This is a genomic window from Effusibacillus sp. SKA8, assembly GCF_058273125.1.
Map to the genome: position 1 here is coordinate 21,762 of NZ_JBZCSF010000007.1, position 19,404 is coordinate 41,165.

Below are 19,404 nucleotides of genomic sequence, written 5' to 3' on the forward strand. Positions count from 1 at the left end.
CACCTTCGCCTGTTTCGTCTTGATTACGTCAATCTACTATATCATGTACGCCAAGATGCGGACAAGTAGAATCGGAGCGAAAAATTGCCGCGAAAAAGTTCTTTACGCCAAATGGCGGCGCTCCCACTTTTGATAAGTGAAAAACATCGCAATGGCGCCCACGGAAATTCCCGCCCCGGCCAGATACGGGGACGTGATGCCAAATCCCAACATCACCATAGGGCGGGCCCCAATATCCCACTATGTCCAGCCGCTTTGTTTTCAGGTGTCGCACAACCCCCGCAATTTTTCAAAAACGGCGGACAATTCACCGTCAAGCATGATTCCGTCTTTCGGGTAATACAGGCGGTATTTAATCTCCGGCACCAGCGACCGGATCAAATTGGATATCTCGTGTATCTCTCTGAGCCTTCCATGCTCATCGAGCACTCGAATCCCTTCCTTGTAAAGAAAGCCGGCTGTCGCAATCTCCTGATAGACCAAGTAATACCGGGGATCGAGGCCTCGCTTTGCAAACATTTCACGCAGCGATCCAAGCGTTTCTTCCGTCAGCCTGCCGCAGGCGATCGAGGCGTACAGCCTGCGGTCCAAAAACCGGCTCGCCAGATCGGACAAGATCGGATCCGGCTCGTCTCTCCACCGGTGAAAGGCGTAAGTCATGGTCGATTCGTCGACACGCAGATATTCTGCCACGCTGATGTCGGAATCTTTTCTTGCAAAGAACGGAACCAATTCCACCGGATGATATTTCAACTTCTCCTCTTGAAACAGCTTCTTCGCCCGCAGCATGACCGATCGCAGCAGCAGATCGCCGCCGATCGTCTTATGGTGCAGATACACTTGAGTATACATGAAATAACGGGCCAATACATACTGTTCGACCGTATGAATGCCGGAACTTTTGATTACGATGTCGTCCGCATACGGGCGCATCACCCGAATCAACCGTTCCAGTTCGTACTTCCCGTAAATTACACCCGTATGCAAAGCGTCCCGCAGCAGGTAATCCATCCGGTCGACGTCCAACTGACTGGAGATCATTCGGACGATCAGCGGATACCGGCTGTCTTTCCCGATAATTCCCGCCAGGTCGCGGGGAAACTCCTCGTCCACCGTACGGAGAACGCCGTTGACCTCTTCATCTTCCAAAAGAATGCGGCGCGTCCACGTTTCATGATGGGTGTCAAACGCTCCCTCAAAGGCGTGGGAAAAAGGGCCGTGGCCGATGTCGTGCAGCAAAGCGGCGCAAAGCGCCAGTTTGTGCAGGCGTTCCTCTGTCGGCCAACCGTGATTGCGGCGGAAATGAGACAACACCTTACGCATCGTTTCGTAGGTGCCAAGGGAGTGAGTCAACCGGCTGTGCTCCGCTCCGTGAAACACCAGGTACGAAGTTCCCAACTGCTTGATCCTTCTAAGGCGTTGAAAAGCTTTGGTATTGATGAGATTCCAAATCAATGGATCCTGTATGTACACCCAGTCGTGAATCGGATCTTTCAGAACTTTTTCTTCCGAGAACCACTTTGTTGCCACCCGCGCTGCCTCCTTTCCTCCTCCCCAAAAGATTACCACATTTTTGACGAAAAAACCTGTTTTTGCGAAGAACCGTTCTCTCCTTGGGACACTATGGTATAATAAACGTACGGAATTGTTAACTTTAGGGGTTAAAGGGGTCCGACACATGAGCGACAAGCGTGATGAGCTTCTGTCATTGTTCGAACGGCTTGCGCCGGATCAACAAGACGATTTGATACAACTGATGAAAACGTGGATCGACATGCCGCCGCGGGCGAAGCAGGCCGCCGCGGGCGAAAAGCCGGTAGCCGCCCTTTCGCAGCACCCGGAACTGTCAAAGGAATGGCATTGCCTGAACGCTTTAAGGAAAGTGGTTGAGGAACATTATTCACCGCGCGTTGAATTGGCTTATATCGCCTTTCATCCCGATCTTGACAGCATCTCAACCGCAAAAACGCGGGATGCGGCCAGGAAAATGTATATGCTGGAAGCTTCTTACGAGCTGAAATCGATTTTCGAAAAAGATCCCGATTCGGATCTACTCGACAAAGATATGATACAGACTTTGCAACGCTATTTGCACGAAGCAAAGGGTACGAGTTAAACGAAAGAAAAAAAGGGGTATGCCCAAATACGGTTTTTCCACTTTGGGACAGCCCCTTTTTGCAAACGCTTTTTCAATCGCACGGATCTTAATTTTCTTCGCATCCCGCTTGGCTGCAGTGTTTGCTCAGCGAACAACCGGCGCATTTCCCCGCTTTGCTTTTTCGGACAAAACGATAAATCGCCCAACCGGCATATCCGAAAATCAAGCCTCCGATCAGCATGTTGCCAAACACCGTCATCTCCCGCCTTCCTTAGTAAAAACCTATCAATATATCAAGCCCGCCTATCAGTTAAAACCCAAAAGTTTTCCCGCTTGATAGACCGCAAGCGAAAGCAAGTACGCGATCGTCAGAGCGTATCCGACCGCAAACCAGGTCCAGCGCGCCGACATGGTTTCTTTGCGGATGACGGCCACCGTCGCAAGACAAGGCACATACAACAGCAGGAACACCATAAAACTGTAAGCCTCCAGCGGCGTAAAGTAATTCGCCATCAGCCCCTGCAGCGTATCGGTGCCGGGAGTGGCATAGATGATGTTCATGGTGGAGACAACGACTTCTTTTGCAAGAAACCCGGTCAGCAAGGCCGCCCCCGCCTGCCAATTGCCGAATCCCAACGGCGCCAACAGCGGCGCCAGTAAGCCGCCAAGCAACGCCAGAAAGCTCTCGTTCATCGGGACGTTAAGCCCTCCGGGGCCTGTATAACCGAGCAGCCAAATCGCCACCGATCCGCCGAAAATAACGGTTCCCGCCTTCCGCACAAACCCTTTTCCCTTTTCCCACGTGCTCCGCAATAGGGTACGCCACTGGGGAATCCGGTAAGGCGGGAGCTCCACGATAAACAGCGAACTCTCCTGTTTCAGTAGAACCGAGGAGAAAACCTTCGCCAGAATCAGGGCCGTGCACACGCCGAGCACATACAGCGATAACACGATGAAAGCTTGATTGTGTTTGAAAAACGCCCCGACAAACAAACTGTACACCGATAACCTGGCGGAACACGACATCAGCGGAGTGAGGACGATCGTCAGAAGGCGTTCCTTGGGCTGCTCAATGGTACGGGCCGCCATGATGCCGGGAACGTTGCACCCAAAGCCGATAATCATTGGAATAAAAGCCTTTCCGTTCAGTCCGACCGCTTCCATCAAGCGGTCCATCACCATCGCAACCCGCGCCATGTAACCGGAGTCTTCAATCAGCGAAATGATGAAAAACAAGATAAAAATTTGTGGCACGAAGACAAGCACGCCGCCAACTCCGGCGACAACGCCTTGCAGTACCACATCCCGCAGCAAGGCAGATGCTCCCGACCGGGTCAGCAGTTGGTCCAAGGCGTCCGTCACCGGTCCCGCAATGAATCCGTCCAGCAAATCGGAAAGAGGGGTGCCCAACCAGTCAAACGTCAGTTTGAAGGTCAAATACATAAAACCGAGAAAAATCGGAATTCCGAAATATTTATTCGCAACAATCCGGTCGATCCGGTCCGTTAAGGTAAATTCGCCCTGTTTCACCCGGCTGACCGACTGCTCGACAACGGAGGAGATGAAGGTGCTCCGGACGTGCCGGATATATTCGTATAACGATTTTACGCCGGTTTGTTCTTTGACCGAACGTTCCGTTTCGGCCAGCAAGCCATTCAACCATTCCCGGTCGAGCAGGTTCTGCAGCAGCGTTGCAACCAGCGGATTCCCTTCAAAAAACTGCAGCGCCAGCCAACGCTTGGGCGGCAACCGATCCTGCGAGTCGAGGCGTTCCGTCAGACGGGCGACCGCATTTTCGAGGACAGGGCCGTAATCGATAGCAAAACCGGGCCGGTATCGGATTTCGTCAATCTCGCTAATGATTTCGGCCAGTTTGTCGCATCCGGTTCCCGTGCGGGCCACAATCGGAAGCACGGAAACCCCCAGCAGGGCGCCCAGGCGTTCATGGTCAATCCGATAGCCCCGTTTTTCCGCGACATCGATCATGTTCAGACCGATCACCAAAGGTTTCCCGTATTCCAGCAATTGAACGGTCAAATACAAGTTTCGTTCCAGTTGTGCCGCATCCACGATGTTCAAGATGCATGAAAAATCTTCCGTCAGGAGATACCGAGTGGCGATGGTCTCGTCTTCTGACAGCGGATTGAGCGAGTAGATCCCGGGCAAGTCGACGAGGCGGGCTTTTTTGTTTTTCAGCGTGCCGACTTTCTTTTCGACGGTCACTCCCGGCCAGTTCCCCACATATTCGTAAGAACCGGTCAAAACGTTGAACAGGGAGGTTTTGCCCGTATTCGGATTGCCGGCCAACGCGATGTGATTCACTGCATTTCCACCTCGATTTTGCCGGCTTCCCTCCGCCGGATCCCGATCCACTGACCGTTGGATTCAATCGCAATAGGTCCGCCAAACGGGAACACGTGCTTGATGCAGACAACGGTTTCCTCCATGATGCCAAGGTCGGTCAACCGCCGCCGCATCCTCTCGCAAAGCTCCAAAGTGTTGATGATCCGGGCTTTTCTCCCAGGTTGAACGTCCGTTAACACCCGCTTCATAGTCCCGCACCCACCAGACAAAACGAATGAGAATCATTTTCATAATTTTATTTTAATACATGGCTCCGTTTTCGTAAATCCAATGAATTTGACAAATGTTAAAACTTTTAAAATCGAAATCAGATAAAAATTATACCAAGCAAAAGAAACCTATGGACTTGTGATCCATAGGCTCTTTTTTCGGTTACGAACAGGATCCCGGCTTGCCTGCATCGTTCGCGGTACGGAACGAACTGCCGCAGCCGCAGGATTGAGTGGCATTCGGATTGTTGATTTTAAATCCGGCCCCCATCAGCGAATCGACATAGTCGACTTCAGCGCCGTTCAGATACTGGGCGCTGTTCGGGTCAATGACGATTTTCACGCCGCGTTCGGTATGAACGTTATCATCGCTTTTGGCACGATCCAGTGCCATTCCATACGAGAAGCCGCTACAGCCGCCGGATTTGACGAAAATCCGGAGAGCGAGATCTTCCCCTTTTTCAGCCAGCAAAGACTTAACTTTGATTGCCGCCGATTCGGTCAAAGTGACCATCGATCTCTCCCCTTTCCAATTTGGATTTTAGAACTATTTTAACATAGTCCCTGTTTTAAACAAAGCGTTTCCTTACCATCATACCACATACCACGAAATCCGTCAGGGAAACGGTTTAATCTTTCACAATCTGTCCCGTCCATCCGTTCATGCCGTGCGCATCCTGCCGCCAACAGCGCAAAACCGAGAACGCCCGCAAAGACCTGCCCATTGTTTCTCACTCTCTCCCCCCTGACAGATTCAATCAATCTCGCCCAGAATCATATAGTGGTTCGGGTTGGGCCGCAATACCCGTGTTTGAAATCCGAAGGATTCAATTACCGGCTGCAGTTCGGTCGCGTCCAGCCGTTCTTCGACGGGCGGCCCGGATTCGCTTTCTTTCTTCTCCCACTCGAGGACCAGCAGCTTGCCGCCCGGCCGGAGAATTCGCTTGATTTCGGCCAGCCCTTTTCGCAAATCGGCGAGTTCGTGCAGCACAAAAGCACAAAACGCCTTGTCGACACTGGCATCAGGCAAGTCGATGCTCTCCGCGTCGCTTTGTACCGGTTTCACATTCGCCGCTCCCGCCTCTGCCGCTTTTTCCCCGAGATACTCCAACATCTGCGGTTCCACGTCGACGCCGTAGACGGTTCCTTGTGTCATCTTGGCGGCCGGAATCGCAAAGAAGCCCGGTCCCGCCCCGATATCCGCCACGTCATCCCGCCCGCCGATGCCAAGCGGCGCAAGGATTTCTTCCGGCGGCAGCAGTTTACGGCGTTCCGGATTGTCGAGCTTATGCACTTTTTTCGGATCGAAACGATGCGCCACAGATACTCCACCTCTTCCCGCCTAACGGCTTTTTACCAGCAAATCGACCGCTTCCTTGATCACTTTGTTCGGATCGTTGCCTTTGCCTAGTTCCTCGCGGATGCACGCTTCCAGGTTTCCCGCCACGACCAGGCCGATTGCCCGGTCCACCGCCGAACGGATCGCGGTCAACTGGGTCACCACATCCCGGCAATCTTTATTTTGTTCCATCATGCTAAGAACGCCCCGGACTTGTCCCTCGATCCGGCGAAGACGGTTTTTCATCGCATCGTTATATTGCATACGCAATCACCCCAAAGCTGTTTTAGTTCAAGCTTATTATCATAGTACCCCCTTAGGTATGGAATTGCAAATCTATATTATATTGTCCCCGAGGTTGTCAATCCCCGGTTCAAATCATCCCCACCGCAAAAGATTGACAAAAGTGTGAACAAGTCCGTATAATACCCATGTGGGTATACTCCAGAATAGAAGGAGGCAACTCGAATACAACCGAATAGAGGGCCTCGATTCGAATGGGAATTTGTGGCGTTCTTTAACGTAAATTCAGTTTTGATTTGGGAGGTATTTGTGGTAGACTTCACCTAAAAGGTGCTCCTTTCTTTGGGTGATGTTGGTCTTGTCAAACACCATTCTACCAAAGATTAGGGCACTTTTTTAGCAATTTAAAGCTATGTCACTTTCGAATTTCGGGATTATTCTTCTTCGGATTGACGTGCCGGGGATGCGGTTTTGCGTTTTTGGGAGAAAATTTGTGGAAAATATGGAAAGAAATTTACATTGAGCCCGGAGGACAGGGAACCCGGCCTCCGGGTCGAGATGCTGGGGGAAATTCAGGTCGGCTACACATCGTGCCACATATAGGTGTTTCCGGTCGCCTTTGAAGCGATATCGACCCCGACGAATGCTCCCTGGCCGGCTGCAATGATCGCTTGACTGGGCACACCCGCGAGTAAGCCTGCGATATAGAGATTTGGAATGTTTGTTTTTCCTTCCCAAGTGACGTCTTTCACTTGTTGGATCCGTCTGCTCGGCACTTTTTCGTTGACAACAAGTTCAAAGCCAAAATCGGACAAAAGTTTGGTGTTCAAATTCGTGGCGATGACAAGATAATTCGCTTCGCGGGTGCCGGAAGCGGTTTGGACGACAAACCGGCCGCCAGACCGCTCAGCCGTCAACACTTCCTCGTCCCGGATCTCGGCTCCCGCCTCCAGCGCCTGCTGCCGGTATTGTTCAAGCAGTTGCCCGCCGGAAACGCCTGCAACGCCAGGGTGATTCCAGACCGACGACACTTGCTTGATCTGGGACGCTCCCGTGTCGTACACCACGGTTTTCAGTCCCGCTTTCCCTGTAAACAAGGCAGCTGCAAGACCGCTGATGCCCCCTCCGACTATAATCACATCCAACATTCGATTTCTCTCCCTTGACCTTGATGGCGTTTGGTTAAATAAACAGATTGATCTTGCTTTGATCCGATTCGGTTCAACTTGACAGCCGAACTCTCCCTGTTCTCTCAACAACCGGCTGAACCCCGTCGGTATACTTGAAATCCTTTGCCCAGCCACGAATCGGAATAGCTGATCGTAAGCCCTTCCATATAAGGAGCCAGGCCCGAATTGTACACAAACTGGATTCCGTCGACAACCTCTTTTTCATCATGTTCTCCGATGGACTCTTCCAGAGCCATACCGTAGTTCGGGCCGCCTCAGCCGACCCCCGCGATATACAAACGGATCATGTTTTTTGACGGATAATCGAGTATCTCTTTCAATTTCGAAACCGCTTCTTTCGTTACCTCGATCAATGGCGAATCCTCCTTTAGTGGGCGTGATGTACGGCGCAACGGTTCGGCCCGATTTCAAGTTCGGTCGCCTTGTCCGTTGACACTTCCAAAATCCCGCGGTTAATCTCGACGATTTGTTCGTAGTTCGGCGGTGTCGCCCCGAGATCGCTCGCTACCAGATCGGTGAATTTCTCGCGGTTTTCCGTGCGCATAATCTCGTTTTCGTTGCGGATCGAACCCAACGTTGCGCCGACAAATCCGTTGGCGTTCATTTCCCTGTAATCGGTGTAGTGTCCGGGGAGCACAAGAATGTCGTCCGGCAGGTTGGTGATCTTTGTAAACACCGTGTCATACAGGGACTGTGCCCATTCGCGCGCTTTTCCTCCGAGATCCGGTCGGCCCAGTCCCCCGACGAAAATCGTGTCGCCCGAAAGCAGGAACTTGTCGTTGATCAGGAACGATACGCTGCCCGGCGTATGCCCAGGTGTCGGCAGCGCAAGGACCTTCACGTTTACCGAACCGAACTTGATTTGTTGGTGCTTTTCAAGCGGCTCGTAAGTGATCCCGGAACCTTGCATTTCGCCGGAAGAAATGTAGTAGGTCGCGCCCGTTTGTTCCGCCAGTTCATGGCCGCCAGAGATGTGGTCGGCGTGGCAATGGGTATCCATAATGTGCACGATTTTGGCATTTTCTTGCTCAGCCAATTTTTTGTATTCGTCAATATGGCGAGCCGGATCGACAACCAGTGCCTGACCTTCCGAAACGACCATATAAGACAAGCAGCCTTTCGCGACGCGGTTGATCTGGATCAACTTCATGTTTTCGTCTGATGCAACGGTTACGGAATGATAGAATTGGCTCCATTCGATCATCCCCTTTTCCAGGTTGCTGACGTTGTAGCCTTTTTCGTCAAGGATTTGGGCGACCATCTCCCCGCCGCCGCCTTTTGCGCACACGATTACGATTTCGGTGTCTTTCGGCAGATCTTTATAATTGTTTTCGTTTTCTTCCAGGAAATCGAAGTACGGAATGTTGATCGATTTCACGTTCCTGCCTTCGATCTTCCAGTCTTTGTATTCTTCCGTGTTGCGCACGTCAAGGATGAAAATCGGTTGCCCGCTGTTGATTTTGTCATGAAGTTCTTTTGCTTTCAACACTTTGTATGCCATCGTTTCTCACCTCAATTTTCGAAATTTATACATTTATACCGCGCCAGGTATATACCCGTATAGGTATTATTGCGAAAACAAGCTGCCGTGTCAACCACTCTCAAACGGCAGGAGTCTGCAGGCGCAGACTCCTGCCGTCACTTCGCCTCGTTGACCGCCTGAATCAGTGCGTCTTCCACGCTTTGCGCGATTTCTTTCAGCGCCGGGTCGTTGACAACTTCCATCAGTATGGTCGGTTTCGGCAACCCGATTTTCGTTTTGCCTTGATCTTCGTAGACGACCACCTTGCAGGGCAGGAAGTAGCCGACGAGTCTGTTTTGCGTCAACACTCGTTTCGCTTCGTGCGGGTTGCACACTTCAAGCACACGGTACGGAACCGTGAAGTCGATCCCTTTCTCCTGCAGCTTGGCCGGGATATCTAGCTTCCACAATACCCCGAATTTGTGATTTTTCAAGCTTTCTTCCACCGCTTGCACCGCTTCGTCCACACTTTTCGCCGTTTCCACCGTGTAATGAAACATATTATCCCTCCGTTCTTCTGTTGCCGGTTCCTGTCACCGGCTACGCGTCAACAATTTGATGCCTTCCTCCAACACTTTGTCCGGATCGTTGCCTTTTTCGAGTTCCTCCCGGATGCAAGCTTGCATATTGCCAACGATCACCAAAGCGATTGCCCGATCAACGGCGGAACGGATGGCAGCCAACTGGATGACCACATCACGGCACTCTTTGTTTTGTTCCATCATCGCCAGCACTCCGCGGATCTGTCCCGCGATGCGGCTGAGCCGGTGCTTGACCGGCGTATCGTATTGATTCGAACGCGCCACAGAATCGGCCATGCCCCTCACCTCCGCGCCGTTTGATCTGTACCGTTGCAATGGAACCCAGCCTTTTCTCACATTTTTGCTTTCACGATCGGCATCGGGCAGGACAGTCCTTTTACGTCCACGACGCCGTCAACGTCCATGCTTAAACCCCCCTTTCCACCGGCCCGTTCCATTCCGCCATGCCGGGCACGACGTTTCTGACGTTTTTCAACCCTTTTTCGCTGAGAATCTGGCAAGCGACGTCACTGCGGTTGCCGGTGCGGCAAATCACGTAGATCTCCCTGTCGCCAACGGCTTTCAGTTCGTCGATCACCTCTTCCAGTTTGCCAAACGGCACCAGTTTCGCGCCCGGAATATGGCCGAAGGCGTACTCCATCGGCTCGCGCACGTCGAGAATGAACGGCTGGTCCGCCAGTTTTTGCTGCAGTTCCCCGTTTGCAACGATGTGCGGATATTTCTTTTCGGGTCTGACTTCGCTCGGATCGGCTTTCCGAATATAGTGTTTAAAAACGCCTTCTTCCGTGATCGTCCCGAGGAACTGGTGACCCGTCCGCTCCGCCCAGCTTTTCACGTCGGAAACGGACCCCGGGTCGGTTGCCACGACTTCCAGCACCCGGCCGGGCTCGATCTCCTCGATCGCTTTCTTTGTCCGCACAATCGGCATCGGACACGAAAGCCCCTTGCAGTCAATCGATTGGTCTGCAGTGAAAACGCTCATAGTATTCACCATCGAATCCCCCTCTATTTCAACAAAATATCAGTCCAAATTTTGACCGCTGTCGCAACGATCAACACCGCCAAAATTCCCTGCAGAATTTTGGTGTTCACCCGCGTGCTCAGTTTGGCACCGAGGGGTGCCGCCAATACGCTGGCGATCACCATGATGACCGACGGCCAGAACAGCACGTCGCCCGCCATGACTTTTCCCACCGTTGAACCGATGGAGGATATGAACGTAATCGCCAGTGAAGAAGCGATCGTCATCCGGGTCGGGATCTTCAGGATCAAAAGCATGATCGGAACCAGGATGAAAGCCCCGGCCGCTCCGACAATCCCGGATGCGATGCCGACCACAAGTGCGGCAACAACCGCAAGCGTCCGGTTAAACCGCACTTGATCGAGCGGGATGTCGTCCAACCCTTTTTTCGGGACGAACATCATAACGGCCGCAACCGTTGCAAGCAAGGCGTAGACGAAATTAATCGCCGCTCCCGACAGAAACTTTCCACCGTATCCTCCGGCAAAACTGCCGATGATGATGGCGACGCCCATATAGGCAACCAGCTTGTAGTTGATCACTTTTTCCTTGCGAAGCGCCAGGACGCCGGATATTGTGGCAAAGAAAACCTGCACGGCGCTGATCCCGGACACCTCGTGTGCCGTATAAGCCGCCACGCCAAGAGCCGGCGGAATATACAGCAACATCGGATATTTAATAATGGAGCCCCCAATCCCCACAAGACCCGAGATAAACGAACCGGCAAAGCCGATCAGAAACAGAGTGACGACCAACCCGACCGTCATTTCCGCCCCCCCTTTTTCCTCTGTGAAATTGCGGGAGCCGCCTTGTTCTCTCCGGGAAGGTCGGCTCTCTTATGCTGTTTGCCTGTCAAAAGGTGACGGTTACGTCCGCGTCGTATGCAAAATCCAAGAATGTCACCGCTCCGCCCACGTCAACGCCGTCAATGAAATCCTCTTTCTTCATGCCCGCGACATCCATGGTCATCTGGCAAGCGATCAGTTTGACGCCGGATTCTTTTGCGATTTCAAGCAATTCCGGAATGGACGGAACGTTTGCGCGTTTGAATCCTTCCAGGTAATGCTCTTTGCCCGCCCCTATCGTCAGCAGATTTGCCGCATCTTTGTGGATGATCGCCAGCGCCTCGAATGTGAAAAAGATTGCCACTTCCGCATCGGTTGCCGCAGCCGCCGTCGCGATGTTCAACACTTTGTAAGCAGTCTCCAATCCGCCGTTTGATGCAATAATCGCCACTCGTCTTGCCATGGTTCATCTCTCCTGTTCGTTAATTTGCATCTCGTTCTATTCAATGTCGCCATCCCAGTTCAACATGCCGCCGATCATGTTTTTCACATTGCGGTAGCCGCGGCTCATTAGGTATTCGCATGCCGTTCCGCTGCGGTTCCCGCTGCGGCATACCAGGATCGTCTCGACGTCCGGATCGATTTCATCCAGTCGGTAAGGCAGTTCCGAGAGCCGAATGTGTTTGGCACCCGGGATTTTGCCTTGCGCGACTTCAAAGTGTTCACGCACGTCAATAATATGCACCTTTTCGCCCCTGTCCAGTTTTTCTTTCACATCCGGAGGCAAAATGTTGATCACTTTCGGTTGTGCGCGAAGCATATGCTCACCTCCCTCTTTTAGTACCAGTGTAGGTATCCTGTCGGTTTCGGATGTTCACCGTGTCAAATTCCCATCCCAGCCGGATACGCCGGTTTTCAAATGACTGATCCTGGTGAACCCGTTTTTCTTGAGAATCTTGGCGGCTTGCCGGCTGCGCATGCCGCTGCGGCAAGTCAGCACCACCGTTTTGTCGCGGTCGATTTCATTCAGACGCCGGGCAAGCTGACTCAAGGGAATGTTGCGAAACCCTTTGATATGCCCCTCACGGTATTCGTGGGCTTCCCTCACATCAAGAAAAACATGGTCTTTCGCGTTTTTGAGCCGTTCTCTTACTTCCCCGGGCGTCAGATCGACCAGCCCTTTGACAGGAAGCATTCGTTGCAGAAGAAACCACAGCGCCAACCCGAATAAAAGATATTGCATCCACTCCAAATGCTTTCCCTCCATATGAGCCGCATATATACTGCTCAGGGTATATACCCTGATGGGTATTATTATAGTTTAAAATTATTCCATGTCAATACATTTTCTTGATGAAATGGAGTTCAAAATGTGATAATATCAAGTTATATCCAAGTAAACAAATTGGTTTTATTGGAGGTTGGGTATATGCTGCAAAAAGTTTTGTCGTGGTTCAAAGAAGAATGTCCTTACTGCAAGCAGCCGCTGGTCGGAGAGCAGAAAAGCCTTTACACAATCAAGGCATGCCGCGACGGCCACTATCGTGTCGAAACACATCCGCTGCTGGAAAGCCGGATCGAGTATCATCTGAAGCGGATCAAAACGTGTACAAATCGAGCAGCCGATTGCGGCTCGCGTAGTCAAACAAATCTTTGATCGAGGTAGCTTCCAGTTTTTTCATGATGTTCGTTTTATGGTTCTCGGCCGTTTTCACGCTGATGTTCAATTTTTCGGCAACTTCTTTGTTTTTATAGCCTTTGGCGATTAACACCAGGATTTGCTGTTCCCGCTTGGACAGCACCGTGTACTCCTGTTTTGAATGGCGCTTCCGTTTCATGTCCTCAATGACTTCCGGCGAAAGATTCGTCTCGTACACTTCTTCGCCGTTCATCACGGCCCGGATTGAATGAATCAGCGACAGGCCCGCCGTTTGTTTCAAGAGATAGCCTTCCACGCCCAATTGGATCACGCGCCACAAATAAACATCTTCGTCATACATGGTAAGAACGACCACTTTCACATGCGGAAACGCCTGCTTGATCTCCCGCGTCGCCGTAATTCCGTCAAGCCCCTTGGGCATGGACAAATCCATCAAGACGAGATCCGGATGCACAAGATGCACCATCTGAATCGCTTTTTCTCCGTCTTCCGCTTCGCCGACGACAGTCATGTCGGATTGGGAGTTAATCATGAAGGCCAACCCGCGGCGCACGATCGAATGATCGTCCACAAGCAGGATCTTGATCTTCTTCATACAAATCACCCTTATACGGAATCATGCATTCGACGGTTGTCCCTTTCCCCTTGATTGACGAAATTCGGTAGACACCCCCCAACAGTTCCGATCTTTCTTTCATATGTTTGAGGCCGAGGCCCAGTTTTCTGTCATCGACGGAAAAGCCGACTCCGTCGTCACGAATCGCGATTTGGATGACGTCTTCGTGCCTGACAATGGAAATGAATACATGTTGGGCTTCCGCATATTTGATCGCGTTGTGGGCCGCTTCCTGAATGATGCGAAACAAATTCAGTTCCATAACGGGCGGCAGCCGCTCCTCTTCCGGCAAATTCGTGTCCAGAAAGATGGAAGTTTGGTCGTTGGAAAGCTGCTGAATCATGGTCTTGACGGTCGGGATCAAACCCAGCAAATCGAGGGAGGAGGGCCGCAAATGGTACGACAATTCTTTTATTTCCTTAATGGTGTTGCGCAGTGTCTCATCCATCAGGTTGAAATGGTCCCTGAGCGACGGGTTTTCGAAATTGGATTGCAGACCCTGCAGTCCAAGATGAATGCTGAACAACGATTGGCTGATTCCGTCGTGCAGTTCCTGCGCGATTCGTTTCCGTTCAAACTCCTGGGCGGAAATCGTTTCGCGGATCAAAAGCTGCGTCAGCTTCCGCTCTTCTTCTTTTCTTTTCAGCGAAGCGTCGCGAATCACCAAAACCATATGTTTGCCGCGATTTTCCTGCCAATCGATAAATGCGGTGCTCATCTGGAAAGATTGCTTTTTTCCTTCATAAACGGCCATTTCCGATTCGAAATAAGACAAGGCGTCCGGCTTTGCCAGAAGGCACCGTTCCTCGCCAGGAAACACATTCCGTGCGTTACAGTAGGAACAGTATGGCACCGTGTCGCCCACTTTCCACCCCGTCAATTTTTGCGCCGACGGGTTGATGTATACGATTTCGCGCGCCTCGTCCATAATGATGACGCCGTCTTTGATGTTTTCGATCAGAGCCTTGAATTTGCTTTTTTCACGGCTGTCCCGCTTTAAAGTCACTTCGGCGACAAATCGCGCAACAAACAGCAAAACAAGCGACAAGGCGACCGTCCGAATGACCGTTTCCAAGACGGGGTCGATTTGAAAATCGTCCCGCAGAGCGTAGAGAATCATTTCCACGCCCGCGCAGAACGGAATGGAGAGAAGGATGCCGATCCATTTCATACGATTCCACATCCCGCTCTCCACCCAACATACCCCCTACCGTAAATCGGTTTTCTGTTTTGGATTATAGCGAACTGCAGGAAAAATCACAACGGGGGCGATTGACTCGTCAGATTGGTTCGTCAACCGTCTTTTATGCAAATCCGTGCTGAGCGGCGCACCGGTTGGGGCCGATCTCCAGTTCTGCGGCTCTGTCCGGGGCCACTTGGAAGTCGCCGCGGTTAATGGCTACAATTTCCTCAAAATTTGGCGGCTTTACAGTTGAGGCCGACTCGCTTATTTTTTCGAGGAACCATTCACGGTCTGTCACCCGCATAATCTCGTTTTGGCGCCGGATGTCGCCTAAAGCGGCGCAAACGATTCCGGCCTCGTTGATCTCCGTATGGCTGGCATAATGGGAAGGCAGTACGAGGATATCGTCAGGCATCCCGGCGACTTTGTTGAACACCGTTTCATACAGTTCCTCCGCCCATTCGCGTACTTTTCCTCCCAAATCCGGCCGGCCCAGTCCTCCGACAAAAATCGTGTCACCCGAAAGCAAATATCTGTCGTTCACAAGAAAGGAAACGCTGCCCGGCGTATGACCGGGTGTGGCGACAACGATCACGTCGACCTTGATTTTCCCCGTCGAGATCTGTTCGTACCGTTCCAACGGTTCGAACGGAACTTTCGATCCTTCCGAAGCGCTCAGGTAATAAGTGGCGCCTGTTGCCGCGGCAAGCGCGGGGCCGCTTGAAATATGATCCGCGTGCATGTGAGAATCGAGAATATGACGGATTGAGACTTGGTGTTGTTTCGCCAAATCGAGATAAAATTCCGCGTCCCGCAGCGGTTCGACCACAATCGCCTCCCCTTCGGACATGATCATGTAAGATAAGCAGCCCTTGGCGACGCGGTTGATCTGCAGCAGGGTGAACGCGTCGTTTTTCTCCACTTCTTTTACATGATAGTACTGGCTCCAGGCCAACATTCCGCCGTCCAGATATTTCGTTTGGTACCCTTGTCCGTCCAGTTTCGCCGCTACCATTTCCGCCGAGCCCTTTTTGGCGCAGACGACGATGATCTCCCGATCCCGGGGCAGTTCCGCCGGCGTATCGTCCTCCAGAAACGCAAAATAAGGAATGTTGACCGAAGTCACCGCTTTTCCTTCAATTTTCCACTCGGCGTAATCGCTTTCGTTGCGCACATCGAGAAGAAACAGCGGCTCCCCCGCTTCAATACGGGAATAAAGCTCAGCAGACGTAATCGCTTCCATAGGTCGGCTCCCCCTTCTTTGCAATTGTGAAATTTGGCACGGATCCGTCTGATCCGCGCATGTACCCGCCAGTTTTCCCTTCCAGGCCAAGATGCCCCCGACCATGTTTTTGGCCGAGATCCCGCGCGACATCAACCATTCGCAAGCCATCTCGCTGCGCCGGCCGCTGCGGCAGATCAAAACGTACTCCACTGCAGGATCAAATTCGTCCAGTCCAAACAGAAACTGCCGTAACGGGATCAGTTCCGTACCGGGAATGTAACGCTCCTGGTATTCATCCTCCTCCCGCACGTCGATAAACCGGATTCCTTTGCCTCCCGCTTCCATCAGCCGCCTGGTTTCTTCCGGCGTGATCTCAGGCACTTCAAAATCGCTTTCGGTTTGGCCTTCTCGCATTCCCGCCCCCCCTAACCGGTTTCGTTCGCAGCAAGCGCTCCTGTCGGCCGCCTGCATAATGAGAAAATTCCGACAAATCGATCGATTTAAAGCTAGGATTTTTGCTGTTTATAAAAATTAATATCACGTCTTCACGAAAATAAAAATAGAGGAATTCCCCTATTAACCTGTTTCCCGTTCTTTTAGTAAGATGGGTTTGAAAGCGATTTCACAAAATGTTCACAGTTTCAAATACCAAGAGGAGGAATTGTCAGATGGTTGAAAACGCGACTGTAGTGGATGCACGCGGAGCTTTTTGTCCCGGTCCGCTGCTGGAACTGATGAAGGCGGCGAAAAAGGCGGCTCCGGGTACCGTGCTTGAATTGTGGAGCAACGAATCGGGCTCGCTGAAAGACGTCCCGGAATGGGCCAAGAAAATGGGCCACAAATTCATTGGCACCAAAGAAGCGGCGGAACCGTCCGGCAACTACTGGCGCATTCAGATCAAAACCAAAGGATAGGAGAATTCGCCCATGAAAAGGATCGTCATTATCGGCGGCGGAACAGCCGGCTGCATGCTTGCGAACCAGTTGAGCAGGGAAATGCGGGACGAGATCGCGAAAGGCGATCTGGAAGTCACCGTCATCAGCAACAAAGAGGAGCACGTTTACCAGCCCGGTTATCTGTACATTCCTTTCGGCTTGAAAAACCCGGAGGATTTGGTGCGAAAAGTCAGCGAAGTCCTGAATCCATCCATCCGGTTGGTGATTGACGAAGCAGAGCGCGTCGACCCGGAACAATCTCTGGTCACGACGAAAGCAAACCGGTCTTTTCGCTACGATTATCTGGTCATCGCAACGGGTTCCCACCCGCAAACAGCCGCGATTCCGGGCTTGGCCGAAACGGGGCACGTCTTTTATTCGATGGAAGGCGCTCTGAAATTGCGCAAGGCGATGGAAGAGTTTAACGGCGGAAACATGGTGATGGCGGTCGGCCTGCCGCACAAATGTCCGGTCGCTCCGCTGGAATTCACGATGATGTTTGAAGATTGGTGCCGGGAAAAAGGTATCCGCGAGAAAACGAACATCACCTACTGCTACCCGTTGGGCAAGCCTTACGGAACCGAGTCGGTGGCGAATATGGCACAAAGAGAGTTCGACAACCGCGGCATTCGGGTCGAAACCTTTTTCTACATCGATCATGTCGATCCGGTCCAAAAGGAGCTTGTGTCGTTGGACGGCAATCGGGTTCCCTTCGACCTGCTCGTCGTCATCCCGCCGCACAAAGGCTCCGAATTCGCCCTAGCAAGCGGGTTTGCGGATGAAGACGGCTGGCTGCCCACACACCGCAATTTTCTCAATTTGGAAGGCCGCGAAAACATTTTCGTGTTGGGCGACGCCACCAACCTGCCGATTTCAAAAGCCGGCTCCACCGCGCATTTCGAATCGGAGATCCTCGCCGAAAATCTGATTCACAAACTGCGCAACCAGCCGGGCAACAAACCCTATCAAGGCAAGGTGTTCTGTTTCATCGAGACGGGACTGCACAAAGCCACTTACATCTCGTTCGATTATCACAATCCGCCAAATCCGGTTACCCCTTCCAAAACCGTTCACTGGGCAAAAGCGTCTTACAACAATCTTCATTGGGTCAATCTCAAGGGGATTATGTAAGGAGGGAAGCCACAGATGGAGACACTTTCCACACCGGCAACGGAACGGATCCTGGAAGCGTTTTCGCGCCCCGGTACATTGGAAGCGTTGGAAAGCATCTGCAGCAAGCTTTCCAGCCTGGATGACGCACTGACGTTGTTTAAAATCGGACAGGATGCGCTGACCGGCGAAACGGTGGAAAAGCTGACGGTCAAAATGGAACAGGCAGCCGCCATGATCGATCTCGTCAGCCACCCCAAACTACTGCCGACGCTTGACAAACTGCTGGAAACATCCGATTCACTGCTGCGCCTGCTGGATCGGATCGCCCGAATGGAACAAAACGGATCGCTTGGCAAACTGCTGGAGTTGGCCGAGGCTGTCGGCGTTCTCACCGATTCGATGACGGAAGCGACATTGGATCACCTGACGAAAAAAGGACTTCTGCTGGCCGAGACGCTCAACAGCCTTACCGATCCGGCATTGCTGCAGATGGTGCCCAAATGGACACAGGCTGCCAGACAGGCGGCCGAGCAGTTGCAAACCCATCCTCTAAAACCGATCGGGTTACTCGCCTTCATGAAGTTGTTAAAAGATCCGGACGTGCAGCAAGCTTTGCAATGGATGGTTCTAACGTTAAAAAATTTCTCCCGTTCCGAATGACTCGGAAAAGACATCAACCGGGGAAAAGAAACCAATAAACGGCGGCAACGCAATCGGTCGTTCCGCCGCTTTTTTTCTTTTACCGTTATAAACTCTTGACGAATTCCAGCACTTCCCCGACGTGGCCCTTGACTTTGACTTTCGGGTAGATTTTGCGAATGACGCCTTCCTTGTCAATCACAAAAGTGCTGCGTTCGATTCCCATACATTTTTTGCCGTACATGCTTTTCTCCACCCACACACCGTAAGTTTCCGCTAATTTATGTTCCTCGTCCGACAGAAGAACGAAGGGGAGTTCGTATTTGGCGATAAATTTTTCATGCGATTGCAACGAATCCGGACTCGCTCCCAAAATCACCGTGTTCGCATCTTCAAAACCTTGAAGATGAGCCTTGAAGTCCAAGGCCTCGTTCGTTCAGCCGGGGGTATTATCTTTGGGATAAAAATAAAGAACGACATTCTTCCCCCGGTAATCCGCCACGGACACCAGCTTTCCGTTTGACGCCGGAACCGCGACATCGGGGGCGGCTTGTCCCGCTTCAACCTTTGCCATTTTGCATTCCCTCCCGCACATCGTTTGACTCAAACCACATATTTGATACAAGTATAACTCATTTTTTGAACCGAATAACTAAATTATACCAAAAACAATTTAACACGAGTCCCCTTTTATGACCGGCCAGTGGCTGGTAATCGACG

At 51.8% G+C, this 19,404-nt stretch carries 25 protein-coding genes; 4 read left to right on the forward strand and 21 right to left on the reverse strand.

The window, feature by feature from the left end; all coding sequences use genetic code 11:
• Positions 1–261: 261 nt before the first annotated feature.
• The gene (locus AC4ED1_RS07425; RefSeq protein ID WP_490937225.1) at positions 262–1,530 is read right to left on the reverse strand and encodes an HD domain-containing protein; all 1,269 of its coding nucleotides are present in this window, start codon (positions 1,528–1,530) and stop codon (positions 262–264) included.
• A gap of 148 nt (positions 1,531–1,678) precedes the next feature.
• Here AC4ED1_RS07425 and AC4ED1_RS07430 point away from each other — a divergent pair, with 148 nt between their 5' ends.
• Positions 1,679–2,116, forward strand: coding sequence for a hypothetical protein (locus AC4ED1_RS07430; protein ID WP_490937227.1), 438 nt, complete (start codon positions 1,679–1,681; stop codon positions 2,114–2,116).
• 88 nt (positions 2,117–2,204) lie between these two features.
• Here the strand turns inward: AC4ED1_RS07430 and AC4ED1_RS07435 are convergent, their stop codons facing one another.
• The 19 genes from AC4ED1_RS07435 to AC4ED1_RS07525 all read right to left on the reverse strand — a co-directional run bounded on the left by AC4ED1_RS07435 (position 2,205) and on the right by AC4ED1_RS07525 (position 16,411).
• Entirely contained in the window at positions 2,205–2,357 is a 153-nt protein-coding gene (locus AC4ED1_RS07435) for a FeoB-associated Cys-rich membrane protein (RefSeq protein WP_490937229.1), read from the reverse strand.
• Between the two features lie 47 nt (positions 2,358–2,404).
• Positions 2,405–4,420, reverse strand: coding sequence for a ferrous iron transport protein B (gene feoB, locus AC4ED1_RS07440; protein ID WP_490937231.1), 2,016 nt, complete (start codon positions 4,418–4,420; stop codon positions 2,405–2,407).
• Positions 4,417–4,650, reverse strand: a complete 234-nt coding sequence (locus AC4ED1_RS07445; RefSeq protein WP_490937233.1) for a FeoA family protein — start codon at positions 4,648–4,650, stop codon at positions 4,417–4,419. The genes feoB and AC4ED1_RS07445 overlap by 4 nt, the downstream gene beginning before the upstream one ends.
• A 184-nt stretch (positions 4,651–4,834) precedes the next feature.
• Positions 4,835–5,185 (reverse strand): iron-sulfur cluster insertion protein ErpA, encoded by a 351-nt coding sequence (erpA, locus tag AC4ED1_RS07450; RefSeq protein WP_490937235.1) that lies wholly within the window; start codon positions 5,183–5,185, stop codon positions 4,835–4,837.
• A gap of 240 nt (positions 5,186–5,425) precedes the next feature.
• A complete protein-coding gene (locus tag AC4ED1_RS07455; protein ID WP_490937237.1) occupies positions 5,426–5,992 on the reverse strand; it encodes a class I SAM-dependent methyltransferase in 567 nt (188 codons plus the stop codon).
• 21 nt (positions 5,993–6,013) lie between these two features.
• Positions 6,014–6,274 (reverse strand): metal-sensitive transcriptional regulator, encoded by a 261-nt coding sequence (locus AC4ED1_RS07460; RefSeq protein ID WP_490937239.1) that lies wholly within the window; start codon positions 6,272–6,274, stop codon positions 6,014–6,016.
• Between the two features lie 560 nt (positions 6,275–6,834).
• The gene (locus AC4ED1_RS07465) at positions 6,835–7,401 is read right to left on the reverse strand and encodes an NAD(P)/FAD-dependent oxidoreductase (RefSeq protein ID WP_490937240.1); all 567 of its coding nucleotides are present in this window, start codon (positions 7,399–7,401) and stop codon (positions 6,835–6,837) included.
• A gap of 104 nt (positions 7,402–7,505) precedes the next feature.
• Positions 7,506–7,679 (reverse strand): hypothetical protein, encoded by a 174-nt coding sequence (locus AC4ED1_RS07470; protein ID WP_490937242.1) that lies wholly within the window; start codon positions 7,677–7,679, stop codon positions 7,506–7,508.
• Between the two features lie 131 nt (positions 7,680–7,810).
• Positions 7,811–8,944 (reverse strand): MBL fold metallo-hydrolase, encoded by a 1,134-nt coding sequence (locus tag AC4ED1_RS07475; protein ID WP_490937244.1) that lies wholly within the window; start codon positions 8,942–8,944, stop codon positions 7,811–7,813.
• Positions 8,945–9,081: 137 nt separating this feature from the next.
• On the reverse strand, positions 9,082–9,465 hold the full coding sequence (locus AC4ED1_RS07480; protein ID WP_490937246.1) for a DUF302 domain-containing protein: 384 nt from the start codon (positions 9,463–9,465) through the stop codon (positions 9,082–9,084).
• A gap of 33 nt (positions 9,466–9,498) precedes the next feature.
• On the reverse strand, positions 9,499–9,783 hold the full coding sequence (locus AC4ED1_RS07485) for a metal-sensitive transcriptional regulator (RefSeq protein ID WP_490937248.1): 285 nt from the start codon (positions 9,781–9,783) through the stop codon (positions 9,499–9,501).
• Positions 9,784–9,913: 130 nt separating this feature from the next.
• Positions 9,914–10,501: a sulfurtransferase TusA family protein gene (locus AC4ED1_RS07490; protein ID WP_490937250.1), complete on the reverse strand. Its 588-nt coding sequence runs from the start codon at positions 10,499–10,501 to the stop codon at positions 9,914–9,916.
• Between the two features lie 11 nt (positions 10,502–10,512).
• On the reverse strand, positions 10,513–11,295 hold the full coding sequence (locus AC4ED1_RS07495) for a sulfite exporter TauE/SafE family protein (RefSeq protein ID WP_490937252.1): 783 nt from the start codon (positions 11,293–11,295) through the stop codon (positions 10,513–10,515).
• Between the two features lie 85 nt (positions 11,296–11,380).
• Positions 11,381–11,776, reverse strand: a complete 396-nt coding sequence (locus tag AC4ED1_RS07500) for a DsrE/DsrF/DrsH-like family protein (RefSeq protein ID WP_490937254.1) — start codon at positions 11,774–11,776, stop codon at positions 11,381–11,383.
• Positions 11,777–11,812: 36 nt separating this feature from the next.
• Complete coding sequence (locus AC4ED1_RS07505; RefSeq protein ID WP_490937256.1) at positions 11,813–12,133, reverse strand: rhodanese-like domain-containing protein; 321 nt, start codon at positions 12,131–12,133, stop codon at positions 11,813–11,815.
• A gap of 54 nt (positions 12,134–12,187) precedes the next feature.
• Complete coding sequence (locus AC4ED1_RS07510; RefSeq protein WP_490937447.1) at positions 12,188–12,556, reverse strand: rhodanese-like domain-containing protein; 369 nt, start codon at positions 12,554–12,556, stop codon at positions 12,188–12,190.
• Positions 12,557–12,911: 355 nt separating this feature from the next.
• Positions 12,912–13,568 (reverse strand): response regulator transcription factor, encoded by a 657-nt coding sequence (locus AC4ED1_RS07515; RefSeq protein ID WP_490937258.1) that lies wholly within the window; start codon positions 13,566–13,568, stop codon positions 12,912–12,914.
• Positions 13,498–14,772, reverse strand: coding sequence for a sensor histidine kinase (locus AC4ED1_RS07520; protein ID WP_490937260.1), 1,275 nt, complete (start codon positions 14,770–14,772; stop codon positions 13,498–13,500). Before AC4ED1_RS07520 ends, AC4ED1_RS07515 begins: the two co-directional genes overlap by 71 nt.
• A 121-nt stretch (positions 14,773–14,893) precedes the next feature.
• Positions 14,894–16,411: a rhodanese-like domain-containing protein gene (locus tag AC4ED1_RS07525; RefSeq protein WP_490937262.1), complete on the reverse strand. Its 1,518-nt coding sequence runs from the start codon at positions 16,409–16,411 to the stop codon at positions 14,894–14,896.
• A gap of 254 nt (positions 16,412–16,665) precedes the next feature.
• Here AC4ED1_RS07525 and AC4ED1_RS07530 point away from each other — a divergent pair, with 254 nt between their 5' ends.
• The 3 genes from AC4ED1_RS07530 to AC4ED1_RS07540 are packed head-to-tail and all read left to right on the forward strand — an operon-like array spanning position 16,666 to position 18,705.
• Complete coding sequence (locus tag AC4ED1_RS07530; RefSeq protein ID WP_490937264.1) at positions 16,666–16,911, forward strand: sulfurtransferase TusA family protein; 246 nt, start codon at positions 16,666–16,668, stop codon at positions 16,909–16,911.
• A 12-nt stretch (positions 16,912–16,923) separates the two neighbouring features.
• Positions 16,924–18,063: an NAD(P)/FAD-dependent oxidoreductase gene (locus tag AC4ED1_RS07535; protein WP_490937266.1), complete on the forward strand. Its 1,140-nt coding sequence runs from the start codon at positions 16,924–16,926 to the stop codon at positions 18,061–18,063.
• A gap of 15 nt (positions 18,064–18,078) precedes the next feature.
• Positions 18,079–18,705 (forward strand): helical membrane plugin domain-containing protein, encoded by a 627-nt coding sequence (locus tag AC4ED1_RS07540; protein ID WP_490937268.1) that lies wholly within the window; start codon positions 18,079–18,081, stop codon positions 18,703–18,705.
• 85 nt (positions 18,706–18,790) lie between these two features.
• Here AC4ED1_RS07540 and bcp read toward each other — a convergent pair whose 3' ends face one another.
• Complete coding sequence (gene bcp / locus AC4ED1_RS07545; RefSeq protein ID WP_490937270.1) at positions 18,791–19,258, reverse strand: thioredoxin-dependent thiol peroxidase; 468 nt, start codon at positions 19,256–19,258, stop codon at positions 18,791–18,793.
• Positions 19,259–19,404: the final 146 nt, after the last annotated feature.